17 protein-coding genes are annotated in these 16,365 nt (G+C 52.6%); 10 read left to right on the top strand and 7 right to left on the bottom strand.

The features are described 5' to 3' along the window. Nucleotides 1–173: 173 nt before the first annotated feature. Together B3355_RS03990 and B3355_RS03985 are read right to left on the bottom strand one after the other, a co-directional pair. A complete protein-coding gene (locus B3355_RS03990) occupies nucleotides 174–362 on the bottom strand; it encodes a zinc-finger domain-containing protein (protein WP_019883330.1) in 189 nt (62 codons plus the stop codon). A gap of 46 nt (nucleotides 363–408) precedes the next feature. Continuing rightward, nucleotides 409–1,326: a branched-chain amino acid transaminase gene (locus B3355_RS03985; RefSeq protein ID WP_019883331.1), complete on the bottom strand. Its 918-nt coding sequence runs from the start codon at nucleotides 1,324–1,326 to the stop codon at nucleotides 409–411. Nucleotides 1,327–1,456: 130 nt separating this feature from the next. Here B3355_RS03985 and B3355_RS03980 point away from each other — a divergent pair, with 130 nt between their 5' ends. The 6 genes from B3355_RS03980 (at nucleotide 1,457) to B3355_RS03955 (ending at nucleotide 5,165) form a co-directional block, all read left to right on the top strand. Then, complete coding sequence (locus B3355_RS03980) at nucleotides 1,457–2,047, top strand: SCO family protein (protein WP_292780408.1); 591 nt, start codon at nucleotides 1,457–1,459, stop codon at nucleotides 2,045–2,047. Between the two features lie 171 nt (nucleotides 2,048–2,218). Further along, nucleotides 2,219–2,707, top strand: coding sequence for a bacterioferritin (gene bfr, locus B3355_RS03975; RefSeq protein ID WP_047516385.1), 489 nt, complete (start codon nucleotides 2,219–2,221; stop codon nucleotides 2,705–2,707). Nucleotides 2,708–2,716: 9 nt separating this feature from the next. Beyond that, nucleotides 2,717–3,193, top strand: coding sequence for a bacterioferritin (bfr, locus tag B3355_RS03970; protein ID WP_047516383.1), 477 nt, complete (start codon nucleotides 2,717–2,719; stop codon nucleotides 3,191–3,193). Between the two features lie 133 nt (nucleotides 3,194–3,326). Further along, nucleotides 3,327–3,554 carry a (2Fe-2S)-binding protein gene (locus tag B3355_RS03965; RefSeq protein WP_019883336.1) on the top strand — a complete coding sequence of 76 codons (228 nt, stop codon included), beginning with the start codon at nucleotides 3,327–3,329 and terminating at the stop codon, nucleotides 3,552–3,554. 114 nt (nucleotides 3,555–3,668) lie between these two features. Further along, a complete protein-coding gene (locus tag B3355_RS03960; protein ID WP_292780398.1) occupies nucleotides 3,669–4,592 on the top strand; it encodes a DMT family transporter in 924 nt (307 codons plus the stop codon). Between the two features lie 66 nt (nucleotides 4,593–4,658). Then, nucleotides 4,659–5,165 (top strand): SRPBCC family protein, encoded by a 507-nt coding sequence (locus B3355_RS03955; RefSeq protein WP_047516379.1) that lies wholly within the window; start codon nucleotides 4,659–4,661, stop codon nucleotides 5,163–5,165. 12 nt (nucleotides 5,166–5,177) lie between these two features. Here B3355_RS03955 and B3355_RS03950 read toward each other — a convergent pair whose 3' ends face one another. The 5 genes from B3355_RS03950 to glyQ are packed head-to-tail and all read right to left on the bottom strand — an operon-like array spanning nucleotide 5,178 to nucleotide 10,202. Beyond that, the gene (locus B3355_RS03950) at nucleotides 5,178–5,891 is read right to left on the bottom strand and encodes a M48 family metallopeptidase (protein ID WP_292780391.1); all 714 of its coding nucleotides are present in this window, start codon (nucleotides 5,889–5,891) and stop codon (nucleotides 5,178–5,180) included. Beyond that, a complete protein-coding gene (locus tag B3355_RS03945) occupies nucleotides 5,888–6,601 on the bottom strand; it encodes a lysophospholipid acyltransferase family protein (protein ID WP_292780388.1) in 714 nt (237 codons plus the stop codon). Before B3355_RS03945 ends, B3355_RS03950 begins: the two co-directional genes overlap by 4 nt. After that, the gene (gmhB, locus tag B3355_RS03940) at nucleotides 6,601–7,143 is read right to left on the bottom strand and encodes a D-glycero-beta-D-manno-heptose 1,7-bisphosphate 7-phosphatase (protein ID WP_292780385.1); all 543 of its coding nucleotides are present in this window, start codon (nucleotides 7,141–7,143) and stop codon (nucleotides 6,601–6,603) included. Before gmhB ends, B3355_RS03945 begins: the two co-directional genes overlap by 1 nt. Nucleotides 7,144–7,167: 24 nt before the next feature. Continuing rightward, a complete protein-coding gene (glyS, locus tag B3355_RS03935; RefSeq protein ID WP_292780382.1) occupies nucleotides 7,168–9,264 on the bottom strand; it encodes a glycine--tRNA ligase subunit beta in 2,097 nt (698 codons plus the stop codon). Further along, nucleotides 9,261–10,202 carry a glycine--tRNA ligase subunit alpha gene (gene glyQ, locus B3355_RS03930; RefSeq protein WP_024930667.1) on the bottom strand — a complete coding sequence of 314 codons (942 nt, stop codon included), beginning with the start codon at nucleotides 10,200–10,202 and terminating at the stop codon, nucleotides 9,261–9,263. The genes glyS and glyQ overlap by 4 nt, the downstream gene beginning before the upstream one ends. 153 nt (nucleotides 10,203–10,355) lie before the next feature. Here glyQ and B3355_RS03925 point away from each other — a divergent pair, with 153 nt between their 5' ends. The 4 genes from B3355_RS03925 to B3355_RS03910 all read left to right on the top strand — a co-directional run bounded on the left by B3355_RS03925 (nucleotide 10,356) and on the right by B3355_RS03910 (nucleotide 16,296). After that, nucleotides 10,356–10,790 (top strand): hypothetical protein, encoded by a 435-nt coding sequence (locus B3355_RS03925; RefSeq protein WP_292780379.1) that lies wholly within the window; start codon nucleotides 10,356–10,358, stop codon nucleotides 10,788–10,790. Between the two features lie 123 nt (nucleotides 10,791–10,913). Then, complete coding sequence (locus tag B3355_RS03920) at nucleotides 10,914–12,134, top strand: TolC family protein (RefSeq protein WP_292780376.1); 1,221 nt, start codon at nucleotides 10,914–10,916, stop codon at nucleotides 12,132–12,134. Then, complete coding sequence (locus tag B3355_RS03915; RefSeq protein ID WP_292780373.1) at nucleotides 12,131–13,219, top strand: efflux RND transporter periplasmic adaptor subunit; 1,089 nt, start codon at nucleotides 12,131–12,133, stop codon at nucleotides 13,217–13,219. The genes B3355_RS03920 and B3355_RS03915 overlap by 4 nt, the downstream gene beginning before the upstream one ends. A gap of 2 nt (nucleotides 13,220–13,221) precedes the next feature. After that, complete coding sequence (locus B3355_RS03910; protein ID WP_292780370.1) at nucleotides 13,222–16,296, top strand: efflux RND transporter permease subunit; 3,075 nt, start codon at nucleotides 13,222–13,224, stop codon at nucleotides 16,294–16,296. Nucleotides 16,297–16,365 lie beyond the last annotated feature (69 nt).

The following is a 16,365-nucleotide window of genomic DNA, read 5'->3' as shown; positions in this document are numbered from 1 at the left end:
GTCTTGTTCTTTGCCTTCTTTCTTATGGACAAGCATAAGAAAGAATGGTCGCCGGAAAGGCGAAAAGAAACCTCCCAACCAAAACACACACCTAAGAATTACCTTTTCAAGCGCCCCAACTCACATGCAAACCCCACCAACAAAAAACCCACGCAATGCGTGGGTTTTTCTACTTAATGGTGATGCACCTGCGTCCCCGGCTTCAACTTATATTTAGCCCCGCAATACGGACAAGACACCTGCCCGGTTTTCGCCACATCCAAAAACACTCTTGGATGTGCATCCCATAAAGGCGTATCTTTGGTTGGGCAATGCAATGGCAAGTCTTTGCCGTCTACTTCAAACTCTTTGACATCAGACATTCAAACTCTCCAGCAAACAGGCGCGTAATTGATTAAACCTTATAAATTAAACCAATGTCAGCCAATGTGCGTACTTGGCATTTTTGCCTTTCACCACATCGAAATACAGGCTTTGCAGTTTTTCGGTGATCGGGCCACGAGTGCCTTCGCCAATCGCACGGTTATCCAGTTCACGGATAGGTGTGACTTCAGCAGCGGTGCCGGTAAAGAAGGCTTCGTCAGCGCTATACACTTCATCACGCGTAATGCGTTTTTCGATCACTTCCAGGCCCAGCTCGACTTTCGCCAGGTGGATGATGGTGTCGCGGGTGATGCCTTCCAGCGCCGAGGTCAGGTCTGGCGTATACAGCTTGCCGTTACGGATGATGAAAATGTTTTCACCGGAACCTTCAGCGACGAAACCGTCTACGTCCAGCAACAAGGCTTCCTGGTAACCATCTTGTGCGGCTTCCTGGTGGGCCAGGATGCTGTTCATGTAGTTGCCGTTGGCCTTGGCCTTACACATGGTGATGTTGACGTGGTGACGTGCAAATGAAGACGTCTTCACGCGGATACCTTTGGTGATGGCTTCTTCACCCATGTATGCACCCCAGCTCCAGGCGCCGACAATCACGTGCGTGGACAAGGTTTTGGCAGAAATACCCATGGCTTCTGCACCGTAAAACGCCATTGGGCGCAGGTAGGCAGATTCAAGTTTGTTTTCACGCACCGCAGCTTTTTGCGCTTCAGAGATCGTCTCTTTATCAAACGGCATTTTCATGCCCAGAATATGCGCGCTGCGGAATAAGCGGTCGGTATGCTCTTTCAGGCGGAAAATAGCGGTGCCTTTGTCAGTTTTGTAGGCGCGCACGCCTTCAAACACGCCCATGCCATAGTGCAAAGTGTGGGTTAACACGTGGGTAGTGGCATCACGCCAGTTGACCATTTTGCCGTCGTACCAGATAACGCCGTCACGGTCTGCCATCGAACTCGGTATTGCCATTTAAACTCGCCCTTAATCCGTCAGTCATCAAAAACCAGTATTGTAAACTAATCTGCGCCCTTTTCGCCTATGCTAGAATCCATTTCAATGATGATTTACAAGGATTTTTTGCATGCAACTGCGTTTTAAGTGGGTTTACCTGGCCTTCGTACTGCTGGCCACACTATTGACCGCCTGCCAGCAAGGCGGTTCTGCCAGTTTTATCGGCACCGATTTGACCGGCACCCAGTTTGGCAAGCCGCTGTCCCTGACCGACCATACCGGCACGTTGCGCAGCATGAATGACTTTAAAGGCAAGGTGGTAGTGCTGTTCTTTGGTTACACGCATTGTCCTGACGTTTGTCCGACCACCATGTCTGACCTGAAAAAAACCATGCAATTACTGGGAGAAAAATCCAACGACGTGCAGGTGCTGTTTGTCACAGTCGACCCGGAACGTGACACACAGGAAGTGCTGGCGCAGTTTGTGCCGGGCTTTGACCCGCGATTTATCGGCTTGCGCGGCACAGAAGCCGAAGTCGCCGCCAACCTAAGTGAATACAAAGTGTATGCCGCCAAAGTCAGCGAGCCGGGCAAATCCGGCTACACCATGGACCACAGCGCAGGCCTGTATGTCTTTGATAAAACCGGCGCACCGCGTATCTACCTCGGTTATGGCGAAAAACCGGAAAATATTGCCCATGATTTACAGTTGTTGCTGTAAGCCTTGAATGCTGTCAGGAACCCCTCCCTCCAACCACATCAAGAACGATTTTCATTTAGATTTTTATTTAAAATACCATTTAAAATCAAATAGTTACGTTAATATTTTTAATTGCATCATTTCTGTTTTCCTGTATGATGGCTGCATCAAAAATGCACACAGGAGCCGACAATGAAAGGCGATAAAAAAATTATAGACATTTTGAATGACCTGCTGGCGGGCGAATTATCCGCCACCGACCAATACCTCATTCACGGTGAAATGTATGCTGACATGGGCCTGAGCGTGATCTCAGAGCGCATTCTGCATGAGTCCTTACATGAACGTGAGCATGCTCGCGCACTAATCCAACGCATTCTGTTCCTCGAAGGCAAACCCAACCTGGCCAAGCGCGATGCGCTCAACATTGGCAAAGACGTGAAGTCCATGCTGGAGTCTGACCTGGCGCTGGAATATACCGTGGTCAAACACCTGAAAAAAGCCATTGAGGCTTGTGAGCAAGCACAGGACTTCGTCAGCCGCGAAATGCTGCTGGTGCAGCTGGATGACACCGAAATGGATCATGCTTACTGGCTCGAAAAACAACTGAGCCTGATCAAACTGGTCGGCATGGAAAACTACTGCCAAAGCCAAATGAATAACAGCCCGGCGGCAGGATAAGGAGTTCGCATGAAAGGCGATAAACAAATCATCGTCACCTTAAACAAGGTGCTTAAAAATCAACTGACCTCAATTAACCAGTACTTTTTACATGCGCGCATGTTTAAAAAATGGGGTTTGGAAAAACTCAACGATTACCAATACAAGCAATCCATCCGCGTGATGAAAGAAGCCGATGAAGTGATTGAACGCATTTTGTTTCTGGATGGTCTGCCCAACTTGCAAAACCTGGGCAAGTTGCTGATTGGCGAAGACGTGGTGGAGTGCCTGCAAGGCGACCTCAGCTTCGAAAAAGAAGTGCAACACCCGCAACTGGTAGAAGCCATTGCTGAAGCAGAAAAACTGCAAGACTACGTGACGCGCGATTTGCTGACCGAGTTGCTGGAAGCCTGCGAAGAAGCCGTCGACTGGCTGGAAACCCAGCAACGCCTGATCACAGACGTGACCTTGCCAAATTACCTGCAATCGCAGATTGAGTCCGACTAACCCCCGGCCTGCATATAAGCTGTTGAATTAAGCCGCGAAAGCGGCTTTTTTCTTGGCTGTCAGGAACCAATTTAACCTTGACAAACTCTCAATAAATGATAATAATTATCATTAGTAATCCTAGAGAGGCAATATGTACGTTTGCGTGTGTAATGCAGTAACTGAGCGTCAAGTTCACCAGGCGGTGAGAAATGGTGCAAAAACCGTGAAGCATTTGAAAGAACAATTAGGCGTTGGAGCGGAATGCGGCAAATGTGCCAGCTGCGCGAAGGCCTGCCTGAAAGAAGCGCACGCAGAACAGCATCCTGGCCTGGTTAAAAAACTGATTCAGTTAACACCCGTACAATTGGGCGCTGCCTGATTCATCCAGTTTCAAAAAAAGGGGCTTCGGCCCCTTTTTATTTCACCAAACATGCTTTGCTGCTAGCCGCATTGCCTACTACAATCTGCGCTTGTCCATCATTCCCTCATAGGCATGGCAAACCCCTCAAACACCAAATTAGACTGGCGCACATTAGTTCTACTATTGCTACCGCCGCTGTTCTGGGCCGGTAACTTTATCGCCGGGCGCGCTGTCAGCGCCGATGTCCCGCCAGTGGCGTTATCACTGATCCGCTGGGGGCTTGCCACACTCTGCCTGCTACCGTTTGCACTCAAGCCTTTTTTACGTGATCGCACCCACTACCTGGCTTATCGCTGGCACGTGCTGGGCACAGCTGTTACTGGCGTTGCCACCTTTAACTTGCTGGTATATTGGGGCTTGCACACGACCAGCGCCACCAATGGCATTATCCTTAATTCATTTATTCCATTCCTGGTGGCAATTTTTGGCTTTCTGCTTTATCGGCAACATTTGCCGGGCAATCAATTATTCGGGCTACTGGTTTCACTCGCTGGTGTACTCACCGTCGTGTCTCACGGCGATTTGCAGGTACTACTCACACTGGCCTTTGCACCCGGCGACATAATTATCTTTTTAGCCATGATTTGCTGGGCACTATTCACTGTGTGGCTGAAACAGATTCCTGCCACGATAGACCGCAGCGGACTGATGCTCTGCCAGGTGCTCATCGCTTTAGCATTGCTGCTACCGCTCTATGTTTGGGAAAGCCAAACCACCACTGCCCATATCGAGCACGCGCAGACCATATGGACGCTGCTATATATCGGCATTTTCCCGTCAGTGATTGCCTTTCTAGCCTATGCAAAAGCGGTCAGTCTGGTGGGCTCGGTGCGTGCCAGTGTCTTTATTCATGCCATGCCGATTTTTGGCTCGCTGCTTTCCAGCCTGCTGTTAAAAGAGCCTTTTCATGGCTATCAACTGATGGGCATGCTGACCATCTTTTGCGGTATCTGGCTAGCAAACAGGCAGGCAAACACATCCCCCACCAAACTTTAAACATTGAAAAAGGTCTGTTTTTATAGACCAGCTTTGACAGCCTATTTACCCATGAGGAGAAATGAAATGTCGATCACGCTTAATCCGGCTCTCGACCTGGTTTTGGAAAGAGAAGTCGATGTATCCCCAGCGGAAATCTGGCAGGCGTGGACAACGCCTGAGCACCTTAAAACCTGGTTCTGTCCACGCCCCTGGAAAACAGTAGACTGCGAAATCGACCTGCGGCCAGGCGGAGTCTTCCGCACCACGATGCAATCTCCGGAAGGGCAGAGTTTCCCTAACAGAGGCTGCTATCTGGAGGTCATCCCCAACCAGAAATTGACTTGGACTAATGCCCTTGAAGCCGACTTCAGGCCGGTAAAAATTCCCGAGCAAACGCCTGGACATGAGTGTGCTGAACTGATGATGACGGCCAGCATTGTATTGACGCCTACAGCTCGCGGGACGTTATATACAGCGTACGCCTTGCATGCAGATGCCACGTCTAAACAACGTCACGAAGCCATGGGATTTCAGGAGGGTTGGGGAATCGTACTCGACCAGCTAGTGGCCGAAATCAAAAAAGCCAGGTAAACGGCAATACACTCAGGCCATACGATGCAATATTGGCGACAGCGCTTTTAAATCCTTCTCGGCCTGCACATAGCGTGGGAACAGGCTGGCCTGTACGGCATAAAACCTGGCCGAATGGTTCATTTCTTTCAAATGTGCCATTTCGTGGCAAACGACATATTGAATGACATGGGGCGGCGCTTGAATCAAGCGCCAGTTCAAGCGGATTTGCTTGCGGCTATTGCAACTGCCCCAGCGCGACTTGGCATTGGAAAGCCCGACGGCGCTGACTTTCTCGCCCATTTGCGCGGCGATAAGTTCTACCCTACGCGTAAAATCCGGTAGCGCTTGTTGCGCGTACCATTGCAATACTTTGCGTGCGACAAAGGCTGGCTGGTCGATCTGCGGCGACCTGACCAACAACTGGTTGCCTTGTAGCGTCACCGCTTTATTGGTGGCATGGTGTTGTAGCGTCAACACGATATCCTGCCCCATAAATAACAGCGGCTCGCCATCCTGCCATTGCATGGGCGCGACCTGATTGGCTTCACGCAAGGCCAGCTTTTGCTGTATCCAGCCGGATTTTTCTAATAGGACTTGCTGCAGCTGCGTGGCTGAAATACGTTTTGGGGCGTGTACCACCAGGCCATTGGCGGTGATTTTAAGGCCGATGGTTCTGCGTGCGCGCAGGTCGAGCAGGTATTGGATGCTTTGCCCATTGGGCAATTGCAAGCGTTGCTCAATCACAGGTTCAGCATCTCGGCTTCAATCCAGTCTTCAACCTGTTTATTGACCGCATCGGGCTTGAGGCCTTTGGTATCAATTGGCTGGCCGATGACCACCTGGATCACACCTGGATATTTAAGGATGGAATTTTTGCGCCAGAAGCGCCCGGCATTATGTGCGACCGGCACTACGGTGGTTTCGCTATGCGATGCCAGCCAGGCACCACCGATATGATATTTACCACGATGGCCAGGTGCCGTACGCGTACCTTCCGGAAAAATCACCACACTTAACCCTTGCCGCAAACGGTCTTTGCCATTGTTGACCAGTTTTTTCAATGCCTCGCGGCCAGCACTGCGGTCAATGGGGATCGCATCCAGCGCCCAGAATGCCCAGCCCAGAAAAGGGATCATCAGCAACTCTTTTTTCATCACCCAGATTTGCGGCGGAAAAATACACTGCAAGCCTATGGTCTCCCAGGCGGACTGATGTTTAGCCAGAATAATATGCGCGCTGGCAGGAATATGCTCACGCCCGGTCACTTCATAATGCAAATTGCACGTCACCTTGAGCCACCACAATACACTATACGCCCAGCCACTGACCCAACGCGAACGCGTCACTGCCGGTAGCGGAATCAGCAAAATCGCCAGTAATGAAAATGGAATTGTCAGTGCAAACAACCCCACATAAAACAGCAAGGCGCGCACATACAACACGGCTTTTTGCATTATTTGTCACCTGCAATAATGTCTTGAACAGCCGCCGCCAGATCGGCAACAACGATGGTACTCTCGGGGACATCAGCCAGGTTATAGGTTTCTTCGCCCTTACCCGTGCGCACCAGGTAGGGCTGACAACCGGCTTTGGCAAACGCCTGCAAGTCTCGCAACGCATCGCCTACCCCAGGCACCCTGGTCAGCTCGACATTAAAACGGCGGCTGATCTCCTCCAGCATACCGGTATTGGGCTTGCGGCAATCGCAATGATCGTCGGCGGCATGCGGGCAGTAAAACACGGCATCAATGCGGCCGCCCACTTGCGCCAGCGCTTTATGCATTTTGTCGTGAATGGCATTCAGCGTGGCCATATCGAAATAGCCACGCGCAATGCCGGATTGATTGGTCGCCACGGCTACGCGATAACCATGCTGATTGAGCCGCGCAATCGCTTCCAGGCTGCCAGGAATCGGAATCCACTCGTTGGGATTCTTGATAAAGGTCGCGCTGTCGCGGTTAATCACGCCGTCACGGTCAAGAATGACTAATTTCATGCATAAACTCCTGACGGCAAGAGGTTAACTGGCCAACTTGGACAAGTCAGCGACACGATTCATGGCCTGATGCAAGGTCGCCAGCAAGCCCAGACGATTGGCTTTTAATGCCGGATCATCTGCATTCACCATCACGGCATCAAAGAACGTATCGACTGGGGCCTTCAACACCGCCAGCGCTTGTAAAGAACCCGTGTAATCGCCGGTTTCAAACAGCTGATCTGCTTTAGGCTTGGTCGCTACCAGCGCCTGATGCAAGGCTTGTTCAGCAGGCTCTTGCAATAACTCAGCCTTCACTTCGGCTTTCACGTCGCCTTCCACCTTTTTCAGGATATTAGACACACGCTTGTTAGCAGCCGCCAATGCTGGTGCTTCGGCCAGGTTGGCAAACGCCTGTACCGCGCTCAAACGACGAGGCACTTCAGCCAACTGATTCGGTGACAATGACAATACCGCATCGACTTCTTGCGCACTCGCGCCCTGGTCACGCAGGTTCACCGCCAAGCGGTCAAAACAGAAGGCTTTGATAGCTTCAGCCACTTCTTGGCTACCATTAAACACACTCAGGGTTTGTGCAATCAACTGGTCAAAAGCTAATGGCAAATCGGTTTCCATCAGCATGCGCAAAATGCCCAGTGCCTGCCTACGCAAGGCAAACGGATCCTTGTCACCCGTCGGTTTTTCACCGATGCTGAACAGGCCAACCAGCGTTTCCAGTTTATCGGCCAAAGCCACGACCACACCGACCTGGCTACGCGGTAATTCGTCACCGGCAAAGCGTGGACGGTAATGGTCTTCAATCGCATAGGCCACGTCATCGGCCAAGCCTTCATGCTGGGCGTAGTAACGGCCCATAATGCCCTGCAACTCGGGGAACTCACCGACCATATCGGTCAGCAAGTCAATTTTGGACAAACGTGCGGCTTGTGCCACTTTAGCGACAAAACCGTCACCACCAATCTGCTGGGCAATGGCAGAAGCAATCGCCACCACGCGCTCATTGCGCTCACCTTGTGAGCCGAGTTTGTTGTGGTAAACCACCTTACCCAGGCCTGGCAAACGGCTTTCCAGCGTCTTCTTACGGTCCTGGTCGAAGAAGAATTTAGCATCGGCCAAACGTGGACGCACCACACGCTCATTACCACCAATGACCTTACTGGCATCGGCTGGATTGATGTTAGAGACGATTAAAAATTTATTCGTCAGTTTGCCACTCGCATCCAGCAACGGGAAGTATTTCTGGTTGGCCTTCATGGTCAGGATCAGGCACTCTTGCGGCACGGCCAGGAACTCTTCTTCAAACTGGCCGAGCAATACGTTAGGACGTTCCACCAGCGCAGTGACTTCATCCAATAAGGCATCGTCTTCAATCGGCTTCAGGCCCTGTTTATCAGCCGCAGCTTGCAGCTGCTTTACAATTTCGGCACGACGCGCATCAAAACTGGCAATCACCGCCCCTTCGTCCGCCAATTGCTGGGCATAGGTATCGGCAGAGGTGAGCGTGACCACAGGCTGCTTCGCCTCGAAGCGATGCCCTTGTGTGGTGTTGCCCGCAGATAAGCCTAATACTGAGATCGGCACGACCTCGTTGCCATGCAAGGCCACCAGGCCATGTGCCGGACGCACAAAATTCACGCTCTGCCAGCCATCATTGATTTGATAGGTCATGACTTTAGGAATAGGCAATTTTGCCAACGCCTCATCAATGGCCTTTTGCAAACCCTCGGACAATGTTGCCCCAGCTTGCGTAGCATCCAGGAACAGGATATCGGCCTTGCCGTCGTGCTCTTTGCGCAGCTTGGCAACTGCGCTTTCATCCTCACCCAATGCCTGCAATTTCTTCAGCAAAGCAGGCGTCGCGTTGCCATTGGCATCCAGGCCCACGGTGGCGGGCATCAGCTTTTGCGCGACTTGCTTGTCTGCTGCTTTGGCAGACACATTAGTGATATGCGCCGCTAAACGACGCGGGGAGGCAAACGTTGTGACCGTACCATCCACCAGCAAACCAGAGGCCGTTAAGCTTTCTGCCAACACGCCACTGAAAGATTCGCCCAGTTTTTTCAATACTTTTGGTGGCAGCTCTTCTACAAATAATTCAACTAACAGGTTGCGGGTACTCATGCGGCGGCTTTCTTGTTTTGTTCGGCTTGTTCGCTCTCAATTTTGGCGATGACTTCATCAGCCCAGGCTTTAGGTGCCATCGGGAAGCCCAGTCGGGCGCGGCTATCGAGGTAACTGGCGGCCACAGCGCGGGCCAGGTTACGGATACGGCCAATATAAGCCGCACGCTCGGTAACGGAAATGGCACCACGCGCATCCAGCAGGTTAAAGGTATGCGCCGCTTTCAATACTTGCTCGTAAGCAGGTAAAGCCAGTTTTACTTCCATCAGGTGCTTGGCCTGTTTTTCATAAGCATTAAACGCAGTGAACAGGAAGTCAGCATCCGAGTGCTCAAAGTTATACGTCGACTGCTCAACTTCGTTCTGGTGAAACACATCCCCATATTTCACACCGGGCGAGTATTCCAGGTCATAAACATTCTCTACGCCTTGCAGATACATGGCCAAACGCTCCAGGCCATAAGTAATCTCGCCGGTAATCGGCTTACAGTTAATGCCGCCTACTTGCTGGAAGTAGGTAAACTGCGTCACTTCCATACCATTGAGCCAGACTTCCCAGCCCAGGCCCCAGGCGCCCAACGTCGGGTTTTCCCAGTCATCTTCGACAAAGCGGATATCGTTTTCCTGCAGGTTAAAACCGAGTGCTTCCAGTGAACCCAGATAGAGTTCGAGGATATTGGCCGGCGCAGGTTTCAACACCACCTGGTATTGGTAGTAATGTTGCAGACGGTTAGGGTTCTCACCATAACGGCCATCTTTCGGGCGGCGGCTGGGCTGTACATAGGCAGCTTTCCAGGGCTCAGGGCCCAATGCGCGTAAGAAAGTTGCAGTGTGGCTGGTGCCTGCGCCCACTTCCATATCGTAAGGTTGCAACAAAGTGCAGCCTTGTTTGTCCCAGTATTCCTGAAGCTTTAAAATAATTTGTTGAAAGGTCAGCACCATCGCGCCTGATCCGTTTGATTGTAAAACGAATATTTTACCTGATTCAGACAGGGTTAAGAAATCGCATTGCAGCGCCGTTGAAAGAGTTGAATGGTTTTTTTACGGTTTTTTGCGATTGTGGCATCACGCAAAGTTTGATAGATTAGACACATGAAATCCTATCGCACATGGGTATTGTTGCTGACGTTATGGTTTGCCTTGCTGCAAACCATCGCGCCGCTGTTGCACGCCCATGCCGCAGGCGACACCGCGGCCGATGATGGGCCGCATATGCATATGGTGGATATTCCCGCCCTGCATGCCGAAGCACAGGATGCCAAGCATCCGTTTCACTGGCATATGCATTCCAGCAAATCGCATGGCCAGATCATAGGCCTGGGCCAAGCCATCAGTGAAAGCAATACACTGTTATCCTTGATCGATGCTTACGCCAGCCTCTGGCTAGCCGCCCTGCTGCCCGTCCTATGCTTGCTGTCCTTGTGTCTACTGGTGCCACGTCACCAATACCAGCGACAGCAAGTCGACTGGTCACGACTTCAATCCCCACTTACCCGCCACAGCCCTCGCGGCCCACCACACGCCTGAACTTAACCTTGTTGCAGCGGTTGGCATCTGCCATCCGTTTGCCTGTTTTGTTCAGGAGAATCTATGTTTCATTTATATCAGGGAGTGCTTCACTCCCGGTTAATCGCATGCTGCGTATGGCTAATGATGGGCTATGCAACGCCTGCCATCGCCGGAAGTATGGCCAATCTGGCCAGCGATCACGAGGATACCGTTTCAGCCAACCCGCGTTTAAGCCTGCATGAAGTATTGCAGCAGGTAGTTGCTATCCACCCGCAACAGTCCTTGCTGGCCGCCCACCAGCAAATGGTGCAGGCACGCCGAACCATGGCCAATAGCTGGTTGCCACAAGCCCCTTCTGTCGGCTTTTCACATCAAAACGATGCCCTCATGAGCAATCGTGACGAGCGTGAGTGGCAGGCGCAAATGCAGATCCCTATCTGGTTACCCGGCCAGCGCCAGGCGCGCAGCCAGGTCGCCAGCCTGGCTGACGACAGCCTGTCACAAGACCGCGCTGGCTTGCAGCAACTGGCCGCAGATCTGCTACGCAATGCTGTGTGGGATATCGCTTTGCGCCGCAATGACGTGAGCCTGGTGGAAAACCGCCGCGAGACCATGCGCAGCATTGCCGAAGACGTGCAAAAACGCTTTAAGGCCGGTGAAGTAGCCAGACTGGACGTGATGCAGGCCGAACAGGAAACCTTGCAAGCCGAACGCCAGCGCGTAACCGCGCATGCCGAACTCATGCATGCGCAGTTCCGCTATCAGCAACTCACCGGGCTGAGTGAAATGCCTGCCAAACTGGAAGAACCGTTGTCTACGCGTGAAGACTACGCCGACTCGCCTTACTGGCAAGCCGCACAAGCCAGGCTCAAACTGGCAGAAGGCCAGCGTGACTTAACCGCAATTGAGCAACGGCAAAATCCGCAGCTCACGCTCAGTACACGTACCATCCAGGGCGGCTTTGATTATGCCTATAACTCGAGCATGGGCGTGGCGATCAATATTCCGCTGCAAAGTGAAGTGCAGCGCGCACCACTGTTAGCCAATGCGGAGCAAAACATAGGCGACGCGCGCACCCAGCTGGAGACCTTGCGCCGCCAGCTGGAAAACAACCTGCACGAAGCCGAGCATAACCTGCATGTCAGCCGTCAGGAACTCACCCTGATTCAACAGCAACAAGCCATCGCCAGCGAAAATGCAGCCCTGGCACGCAAAGCCTACCGTTTAGGCGAACTCGATCTCAACCAATTATTACGCTTGCAATTACTGGCCTTTGAAGCTGACCGCAGCTTGAGCAGCCAGCAGCTACAAGTGCAATGGAATATTGCCAAATACAACCAGGCCGTAGGAGTCCTACCATGAAAAGAATTCTGTTTTTAATTAGCGCGCTTTGCCTGTCGTTGAACACATCGGCAGCCACCCTGTTACCGCTCTCACCGGCACAACTGAAACAGATGCAGGTGCAGTGGGGACATTTGCAAGCGCAGCAAGAAGGTTTATCCGCCAATTACCCGGCAGAAGTGGTGTTGCCACCGACTCAAACCCGCGTGGTCACAGCGCCACAGGGTGGGCTGATCACCAAACTTACCGTCAGCGTAGGCGATAGTGTCAAACAAGGACAGGTCATCGGCCAGCTGAGCAGTCCGGATTTAGTGGCCTTGCAAAGCAACTATTTGCAGAGCGACACCCAGGCCAGGTTGCACGAACAAGCCCTCAAACGCGATCAGGAATTGTTCAAGGATGGCATCATCGCCCAGCGCCGTATGCAGGAAACACAAAGCGCCTATGAAACCAGCCAGGCATTGATGCACGAACGCAAACAGACCTTAAAACTGGCAGGCATGAGCGAGAGCCAAGTCCAACAACTGGCGCAAAAGCGCAGCATGCAAAACGGCATGGCGATTATCGCGCCTATCAGCGGGCAGATTATGGAACAGCAGCAGCAAGTCGGCGCGCGCGTAGACATGGCGATGCCGATCTTCACCATCAGCAACCCGAAACCTTTGTGGCTGATGATACAAGTGCCAATTGTGCAAGCGCAGCAACTGAGCCCCAGTACCACGGTACGTTTACCCAAACAAAACCTGACCGCGAAAGTCGACACTGTATTAAGGCAATTGAATAAAAATAACCAGACCACACAAGTGCGAGCCTCTATCAGCCAGGGGGTGGAACAACTATCTGTTGGGCAAATAGTTGATGTTGCGTTGGTTGCACAACCCACGCAAGGCAGTTTTGCCGTGCCCAGAAGTGCTGTCGCCAGACAAGGTGAACGGGCGGTGGTTTTTGTGCAGCAAAGCAAAGGCATTGCGGTCACACCGGTCAAGGTTTTGCTAGAGCAGGATCAGCAATTAACGGTACAAGCGGATTTGCGCGGCAATGAAACCATCGCCGTACAAGGCGTGGCGGCACTCAAAGGCCATTGGCTGGGCATGGGTGGAGAATAAGCATGTTACATTGGCTAATTGAAACTTCACTCAAACAACGCGTGCTTATCTGCGTTTTCGCGATTGGTTTGTTGTTTGCTGGCTGGACCGCCTATCAAACTATCCCGATTGACGCTTTTCCAGACGTCTCGTCGACCCAGGTAAAAATCATCATCAAATCTCCGGGCATGACGCCGGAAGAAGTCGAGACGAGGATTACCGCACCGATTGAAGTCGAGATGCTGGGTATCCCCAAACAGACCAGTTTGCGCGCAGTGGCCAAATATGCGCTGACCGATATCACCATAGACTTTGAAGATGGCACCGACATCTACTGGGCACGGCAGCAAGTCACCGAGCGGCTAAATAACGCCTGGGCAAACCTGCCAGCCGAGATTTCCGGCGGCATCGCGCCCATGACCACGCCACTGGGCGAGATGTTCATGTTCACCATTGAATCAGACAAGCTCAGCTTGCAGGAAAAACGCTCCCTGCTGGACTGGGTCATCCGCCCACGCCTGCGTACTGTGCCCGGTGTCGCCGATGTGAATGCGCTGGGTGGCCTGGTCCGTAGTTTTGAAATCGTGCCCGACAATGCCAAATTGCAGGCGCGTGGCATCGCGCTCAGTGAGTTGCAACAGGCCATTAGTGATAATAACCGCAACGACGGGGCAGGACGCCTTAAAGATGGTGAAGAATCCCTGCTGGTGCGCGCTGAAGGTGCTTTCAAGACCCTGGAGGATGTGCGCAATACCGTATTGCATGGCCGCCTGGGCAGCCCGGTACGCATTGCTGATGTCGCTGAAGTGCGCATCGGTGAGTTAACGCGTTATGGTGCGGTCAGCCGCAATGGCAAAGGTGAGGCGGTGGAAGGCCTGGTATTAGGCTTGCGTGGCGCCAACGCCCGGCAAGTGGTGGAAGGTGTGCGCGCCAAGCTGGCGGAAATGGCACCTGCCCTGCCCCAAGGTGTCAAAATCGAAGTATTTTATGACCGCGGCAACCTCGTCGAGCAGGCCGTGCACACCGTCAATAAAGCGCTGATGGAAGCAGTCGTGCTGGTGCTGGTGTTACTGGTATTATTCCTGGGCAACCTGCGTGCCGCGCTCACCGTGGCCTGCGTGCTACCCTTATCTATGCTGGCGACGTTTTGGCTGATGCAGCGATACGGCCTATCAGCCAACCTGATGTCATTAGGCGGCCTGGCGATTGCCATCGGTATGCTGGTCGACTCGGCCGTGGTGGTAGTGGAAAATATCGTCGAGCATTTGGCTCACGCGCCAGCCACAAAAGAGCATAGCAAACTCGACATCATCGTCGCCGCCATGCGTGAAGTCAGCATCCCGGTCAGTGCAGGTATCGTGATTATCATCACCGTATTTGTCCCTCTGCTCACCTTGCAAGGGCTGGAAGGCAAACTGTTCGCGCCGGTTGCGCTGAGCATTATGTTTGCGCTGGGCTCATCGCTGCTGCTGTCACTGACCATCATCCCGGTACTGGCATCGTTCCTGATACAGGATCATGCCGCTGAAGAACCGTGGCTGATCCGCCACCTCAATCGCTGGTACGCCCGTACCCTGGCCACGGCCATGCAGCATAAACGCCCCGTACTCATAGTGGCAGTTATCCTGCTGGCATTGACGGTGGTGGTATATCCGCTCATCGGCAAAACCTTTATGCCCACCATGGACGAAGGTGACGTCATTATCGGCACAGAGAAACTGCCATCCATTGCGTTATCACAAAGCGTCGCCACCGACAGCCACTTACAGCAAACCCTATTACAGCAAGTACCGGAAATCCAGGGCGTATACTCTCGGGCGGGCTCAGATGAGCTCGGACTGGACCCGATGGGTATCAACCAGAGCGATAACTTCCTGGTGCTCAAACCCCGCGATCAATGGCAGGTGCCTGACAAAGCAACATTGATTGAGAAGCTACGTCAGGTTATGCACGGCATTCCCGGCCTGGATTACAACTTCACGCAACCAATCGAAATGCGCGTCAATGAAATGATCCTTGGCGTGCGTGGAGATTTAGCCCTGAAGATTTTTGGTACGGACCTCAAAGTGCTCGATCAGAAAGCGCAGCAAATCATCAAGGTACTGGAGTCCATCCCTGGCAACCAGGATGTCTACACACCGCAAAACAGTGGTGTGCAATACCTGCAAATAAAAATAGACCGCGTGGCCGCAGGCAGGTTGGGGCTCAGTGTGGCCGACATCAACGCCCTGCTACAAAGCCAGCTCGAAGGCAAACTGCTGGGCATCGTGCTCGAAGGCAACCGCCGCACGCCGATACTGCTGCGTGGCAGCCAGGTCGTGCGTGAATCTGCTTCAGACTTCAGCCAACTCATGCTCGCACTGCCACAAGGTGGCACCGTGCCACTTTCCAGCGTCGCGAATGTTGTGCGCGAAGAAGGTCCGGTCAAAATCGACCGTGAACGCGGCAACCGCATGGTCGTCGTCACCGCCAACGTCAAAGACCGCGACCTGGTGAGTTTTGTCGAAGAAGCCAAACAGAAAGTCACACAACAGGTCAAACTCCCCGAAGGCTACTGGCTGGTGTGGGGCGGCCAGTTCGAGAACCAGCAACGCGCCGCGGCGCGCCTCAGCATCGTTATCCCGATCGCGATTGTGCTGATTGCCCTGCTGCTATTCATGACCTTTGGCTCATTCCCCAAAGCGCTGCTGGTACTCGCGAATATCCCGTTCGCCATGATAGGTGGTGTGTTTGCGTTGTGGTTATCGGGTGAATACCTCTCAGTGCCCGCCTCCGTTGGCTTTATTGCCCTGCTAGGCATTGCTGTGCTTAATGGCGTGGTTATGGTGAGCCACTTCCAGCATCTGGCAGAGCAAGGCATGGCTGCGAGCCATATCGCTTATGAAGGCGCCAAACGCCGATTGCGGCCAGTACTCATGACCGCCAGTATTACCGCGTTTGGTTTGATTCCGCTGTTGTTTGCAACAGGGCCGGGGGCGGAGATTCAACGGCCATTGGCGATTGTGGTGATTGGGGGATTGATTACAGCAACGTTCTTGACGTTGTTTGTATTGCCGATTTTGTATCAACACTTTTTTGGTTCAAAAAGTATGGATTGATTGCTGAAGGTAATTCTTCTTTTTGGGTATTGTGCGTTTAAGTAACAGCTTATTTCGCCTCTAGGCGAG

This window comes from Methylophilus sp. UBA6697, from assembly GCF_002454655.1.
Lineage (GTDB): Bacteria > Pseudomonadota > Gammaproteobacteria > Burkholderiales > Methylophilaceae > Methylophilus.
This window is presented reverse-complemented; position numbering and strand designations above follow the sequence as displayed.